This window comes from Actinomycetota bacterium, from assembly GCA_005774595.1.
Lineage (GTDB): Bacteria > Actinomycetota > Coriobacteriia > Anaerosomatales > D1FN1-002 > D1FN1-002.
Genome location: VAUM01000113.1, coordinates 1 through 5,600 on the forward strand (window position 1 = coordinate 1; position 5,600 = coordinate 5,600).

6 protein-coding genes are annotated in these 5,600 nt (G+C 70.7%); 4 read left to right on the forward strand and 2 right to left on the reverse strand.

What is annotated here, in order from left to right; all coding sequences use genetic code 11:
* Positions 1-592: HAMP domain-containing protein (locus FDZ70_05815; GenBank protein TLM77127.1), on the forward strand; the 592-nt coding region annotated here is incomplete at its 5' end.
* Between the two features lie 3 nt (positions 593-595).
* Here FDZ70_05815 and FDZ70_05820 read toward each other — a convergent pair.
* Both FDZ70_05820 and FDZ70_05825 read right to left on the reverse strand, forming a co-directional pair.
* Complete coding sequence (locus tag FDZ70_05820) at positions 596-2,353, reverse strand: HAMP domain-containing protein (GenBank protein ID TLM77128.1); 1,758 nt, start codon at positions 2,351-2,353, stop codon at positions 596-598.
* Positions 2,350-3,111: a response regulator transcription factor gene (locus FDZ70_05825; GenBank protein TLM77129.1), complete on the reverse strand. Its 762-nt coding sequence runs from the start codon at positions 3,109-3,111 to the stop codon at positions 2,350-2,352. Before FDZ70_05825 ends, FDZ70_05820 begins: the two co-directional genes overlap by 4 nt.
* A gap of 202 nt (positions 3,112-3,313) precedes the next feature.
* Between FDZ70_05825 and FDZ70_05830 the strand changes: the two genes are divergently transcribed.
* From FDZ70_05830 to FDZ70_05840, 3 genes are all read left to right on the forward strand, one after another.
* The gene (locus FDZ70_05830; protein ID TLM77130.1) at positions 3,314-4,186 is read left to right on the forward strand and encodes a PstS family phosphate ABC transporter substrate-binding protein; all 873 of its coding nucleotides are present in this window, start codon (positions 3,314-3,316) and stop codon (positions 4,184-4,186) included.
* Positions 4,126-5,118, forward strand: coding sequence for a phosphate ABC transporter permease subunit PstC (gene pstC, locus FDZ70_05835; protein TLM77131.1), 993 nt, complete (start codon positions 4,126-4,128; stop codon positions 5,116-5,118). The genes FDZ70_05830 and pstC overlap by 61 nt, the downstream gene beginning before the upstream one ends.
* A partial coding sequence (locus tag FDZ70_05840; GenBank protein TLM77132.1) for a phosphate ABC transporter, permease protein PstA occupies positions 5,115-5,600 on the forward strand: 486 nt, incomplete at its 3' end. The genes pstC and FDZ70_05840, both read left to right, overlap by 4 nt.

Below are 5,600 nucleotides of genomic sequence, written 5' to 3' on the forward strand. Positions count from 1 at the left end.
CACGACCCTCGGGCTTCCGCCGGACCTGGCGGCGCTCGGCGACTCGGCGCTCAGGGACCGGGTCCGTTCGCTCGGCGAGGCGCTGAGCGCCGGCACGCTGCGTGTGATCGCCAACGACGCGGACACGGAGGCGCGACTGGCGACGGACAGGGCCGTGCAGACTCGCGAGAGTGCATGGAAGGTGACGGTCTGGGCGATCGCGCTCGGGGCGCTCGTCACGCTGGCCGCGTCCGCCTGGCTGTATCGGACCATCGCCGTGCCGCTCGGTCGAGCGCGCCGCTACGCGGAGGAGGTCGCCGCCGGCCGGGCGGACGCCGGACTCCCGCGGCACACCGCGGACGAGATCGGCGCTCTCACGCGTGCGGTCGAGGCGATGAAGGAGGCGCTCGCCGGGCGCGTCGCCGTGATGCGCGAGATGGCCGGGGTGGTCATCTTCCAGGCGGAAGGGGTCGGAGTGGCCGCACGGCACGCTCTCGGCGTCCAGGAGCACGCCGATGCGAACGGAGCCGGCGCGGACTTGGAGGACATGCACGAAGTGGTGCGACGAGCCGAGACGCTGCGCGATCTCGCTGAACAGATGCTCCAGGCGTGAGGGTCAGCCCGCGAGCGGGAACCGCAGGGTGAAGGTCGAACCGGCGCCGGGCGTCGATTCGACCTCGACGCTCCCGGCCGAGCGTTCGGCGACGTGCTTGACGAGTGCGAGGCCGAGGCCGGTCCCTCCACTCTCGCGTGAGCGCGCCCGGTCCACCCGGTAGAACCGCTCGAAGACCCGCGTCAGGTCGGCGGCGGGGATCCCGACGCCGGTGTCCGCGACGGCGACCTCCACGTTCCCGTGCGCGACGCTGAGGCGCACGGTCACGCCGCCACGCTCCGTGTAGGTGATCGCATTGTCGATCAGGTTGTAGAGCGCGACGGCGAGGTCGGTGCCGTCGGTGGGCACGTAGACGTCGCCGGTCGAGGCGTCGTTGACGAAGTCGAGCGTCAACCCCTTCTCAGCGGCGGCCTTGCGGTGACCGAGCAGGGCGAGTTCGATCGCGTCACGCACGTTGGCCGACTCGCCGTCCGCGCGGTCGGTCTCGAGCCGCGAGAGGTCGAGCAGGTCGAGCACGAGGTGCCGGAGGCGGACGGTCTCGCCTTCGATCTGCTCGGCGAATGCGACCGCCTGCGCGTCGTCGCCGTCACGAGCGGCCGCGGCTGCGGCCTCGGCGAGCAGCTGGATGCCAGCGGTGGGGGTCTTGAGTTCGTGGCTCGCGTTCGCGACGAAGTCCCGGCGGACGGCGTCCAGCCGCGCGCGTTCGGTGACGTCGGCGATCGCGACGAGCGTGCGGACCTCGCCCTCCTGCGCGCCCAGCGGGACCACCGTCACCCGCAGCACGCGGCCGGTCGGGTCCGGGGGGCACTCCTCGGTCAGCGGACCGGACGATGCCTTCGCGCGTCCGACCGAAGCGATGACGCCCGCGGGCAGGCCGCACTCGGCGAGCTGTCTGCCGCGCCAGCCGCCGTACGGCTGCCGGAACAGGGCTGACGCCGCCCGGTTGGCGAGCCGCACACCTTCGCCATGCAGCAGGAAGAGGGCGTCCGGAAGTCCGTCGAGGACCGTGCGTACCGTGCGCTGCTCGGCCTCGAGGTCGTCGAGGCGGGCGCGCATCTGACGTGAGAGGTCGGTCAGGGCGACCGAGAGCACTGCGAGCTCGCCGGGCTCCGGCGAGACGGCGGCGGTCAGGTCTCCCTCGGCCATGGCGCGAGCCGTCTCAGCCAGCCTCGTGACGCTCGCCGAGGTCCGGCTGCCGAGCCACGCGGCTGCGGCGATCGCGATCGTGAGACTGACGCCGAGCAGCAGCAGCCCGTTGCGGCGCCAGTCGGCGGTCAGTGACGAGACGAGGTCGGCGGGCTCTGAGACGCGCAGTGCGACGGGGGAGCCCAGGTACTCGGCCGGGACCGCCACATACAGGTACGCGCGCCCGAGCGTGCGGCTGACGCGCCGGTCGACGCCCACCTGTCCGCCGAGCGCAGCACGGATCTCCGGGCGGTCGGCGTGGTTCTCCATCTTGGCGGGTGACTCCTGCGTGTCGGCCAGCACCGTCCCGTCAGAAGCGACGATGGTCGCGCGGAGATCCGTCCCTTGCGTGAGCTGCGTCGCGAACCGCTGTGCGTCGGGAGACTGCGCGGGCAGGGCGAGGGCGCCCGCTTGAGCGACCGCCCGCAGGTCGGTCTCCTGTCGCGCGACGACAGCGGCGGACAGCGGGGCGTAGAGCGTCCACAACCACGCGGCGCCCACGAGCGCGAGCGCGGCCACGGAGCCGGCGAGCACGCGTACGCGGTACGAGCCGAGGATGTCACGCAGCTTGGTCACGCGCCGGCGCCTCCAGCTCGGCGCCTCCCGCTCGGCTCCGGTGTCGCGGACGACAGCGCCGCGCCGTCCTTCGGCACGGGCTCGAGACGGTAGCCGAGGCCGTGGATGGTGTGGATGTACTCGTAGGCGGAGTACTCGTCGATCGCCGCGCGCAGTCTCCGGACGTGGACGTCGATCGTGCGTGACGACGACAGGTGCTCGTACCCCCACACGCGGCGCGCGATCGTGTGACGGGTGAGCAGCGAGCCGGACTCGGCCGCCAGCGCGAGAAGGAGTTGGAACTCCTTCAGGCGGACCTTGACCGGATGGCCCGCGACGGTGAGACGGAACTCGGCCGGCTCGATGACGAGGTCGCCGATCTCGATGACGCCGCTGTTCGACAGCATCGCGCGTTCGCGCGTCCTGCGCAGGTTCGCGCGCACGCGCGCGAGCAGCTCCTCGGTGGAGAAGGGTTTGGTCACGTAGTCGTCCGCGCCCGCGTCGAGGCCCCGGACCTTGTCTTGGTCGGTGTCAAGCGCCGTGACCATGATGACCGGGACCTGTGCGTCGGTCTCGCGCAGCATCGCGAGGAACTCGTAGCCGTCGAGCCCGGGCAGCATGAGGTCGAGCAGGATCAGATCAGGGCTCTGCGAGCGGGCCGCCTCGATCCCGGTGGTTCCGTCGGCCGCGCCGAGCGCCTCGAAGCCCGCGCGGCGCAGTGCGTATTCGACCGTCTGCCGAATGATGGGGTCGTCCTCGACGACCAAGATGCTTGCCATGCTCGCCCTTCCCGGAGTGCTCCACGACGCACCGATGATGCGTGCGCGTCCGCGTCAGCGCAAGCCGTGAAACGAACGTTTAACAATCGTGTCGCGGAATTCACATTCGTGCAACCACTCGGGCTCGGCAGCCTGCGAGCATGCGGTGCGGCGGCGGGCGCCCGTCGCCGACCAATCTGTATCTGACTCTAAGGAGAACGCTGTGAAGGGTACGAAGCTCGTCATGCTCGGGCTCGCCGCGGTGATGACCGCAGGCGCGTTCGCCGCCGCGGGGTGCAAGCCCGCCACGACCCCGGCCGCCGAGGAGAAGCCGGCGCTCTCCGGCTCGATCACGGTCGAGGGTTCGGACACGATGGTCAATCTCGCGCAGGCGTGGGCGGAGAAGTTCCAGGAGGCCAACCCCGGCGTCATGGTGTCGGTCAAGGGCGGCGGCTCGGGCAACGGCATCGCCGCGCTCATCAACGGCACGGTCGACTTCGCCGACGCGTCGCGTGGGATGAAGGATGAGGAGAAGACGCAGGCGACCGCCGCAGGCGTCACTCCGGTCGAGGCCGCTGTGGCGCTCGACGGCATCTGCGTCGTGGTCAATCCGGCCAACGGCGTGACGAACCTGTCCGTCGAGCAGCTCGGCAAGATCTACCGCGGCGAGATCACGAACTGGAAGGACGCCGGCGGCGCCGACAAGGCGATCGTCCTGCTCGGCCGCGACACCTCCTCGGGTACGTACGAGTACTTCAAGGAGGAGGTCGTCGGTAAGGAGAAGGAGTACGCCAAGTCGATGCGCAACCTCGCCTCGACCCAGGCGATCGTCGACGAGGTCAAGGGCAACGACGCGGCAATCGGCTACGTCGGCATCGGCTACGCCGCCAACGCGGGCGCTGAGGTGAAGCTCGTGCAGCTCGAGAACATCGAGCCGACCATCGCCACGGTCGCCGACGGCAGCTACCCGCTGTCGCGCTCGCTGTTCATGTACAGCAACGGCGCGCCGGAAGGTGTGGCCAAGGCCTATCTCGACTGGATCCTCGCGGACGGCCAGGGTGTCGTCGAGGAGCAGGGCTTCGTGAAGATCAACTAGTGACGGACACATCCGCACACAACAGGCGGACCCGCCGCGGCCGCCCGGCATCGTTGCGCCGGGCGGCCGAGGGCGTTGTCCGGGCCTGCATCGCGCTCACGGGGTGGGCCGCGATCGCGGTGCTCATCGCGATCGCGGTCTTCCTCGCCGCGAACGCGCTCCGGGCGCTGCGCGAGGTCGGTCTCGCCGCGATGCTGACGGGCGACTCGTGGTTCCCGACCAGCGACCCTCCGCGCTTCGGCTTCCTGCCGAGCGAGGCCGGCTCGCTGTGGGTCACGGCGGTGGCGCTCGCGTTGACCGTCCCGCTCGGCGTCGGCGCCGCGGTCTACATCTCCGAGTTCGCGGGGCGCCGGATCAAGGACGTCGCGAAGTCGGTGATCGAGTTCATGGCGGCGGTGCCCTCGGTGGTGCTCGGGCTCATCGGGCTGAAGCTGCTCGTGCCGCAGGTCAAGGCGCTGTTCGGGATCGAGACGGGGCTGACGGCGCTGTCCGCCGGCATCATGGTCGGGATCATGTGCCTGCCGACGATCATCTCGATCGCCGAGGACGCCCTGCACGCGGTCCCGGCCGATCTGCGCCAAGGGTCGCTCGCGCTCGGCAACACGCGCTGGCAGACGGCCTACAAGGTGGTCGTGCCGTCGGCGTCGTCGGGGATACTCGCGGCCGTGATGCTCGGCTTGGGCCGCGCGATAGGCGAGACGATGGTCGTGCTGATGCTCGCCGGCAACTCCGGTGAGATCGCGGCCTCGCCGCTCGTGTCGGCCCGCACGCTCACCGGCACGATGGCCGGCGAGATGGGCGAGGTCGTCTTCGGCGGACTGCACTACTCGGTGCTGTTCGCCATGGGGCTGGTGCTGTTCGGCGCGACGTTCGCCGTGAACCTGGCGGCAGACGTCGTGCTCGAGCGGCAACGGAAGCGGTGGCGGCGATGACGCGCGCGCGCAGGGCGAGGGTCGCTGAGGCGGTCGCGCGCGTTGTGACGGGCGGGGCGGCGGCCGTCGCGCTGCTCTCGGTCGTGCTGGTGGTCGGCTACGTCCTCGTACGCGGCGCCGGATCGATCTCGTGGACGTTCCTCACCGACATCCCGCGCAAGAGCATGACCGCCGGCGGCATCTCGCCGGCGATCCTCGGCTCGTTCCTCTTGACCTCCGTCACGGCGTTCATCGCGCTGCCCGTCGGGGTCTCGGCGGGCGTCTACCTGTCCGAATACGCCCCGCGCAACACGGTGACCCGCGTGCTGCGGCTCGCGATCGCGAACATGGCTGGGGTGCCGTCCATCGTCTACGGCCTGTTCGGCCTCGCGCTGTTCGTCATCCAGTTCCACATGCGCAAGTCGGTGCTCGCCGGTTCGCTCACGCTGGCGTGCCTGACGCTGCCGGTGATCATCACCGCCACCGAGGAGGCGCTGCGGCAG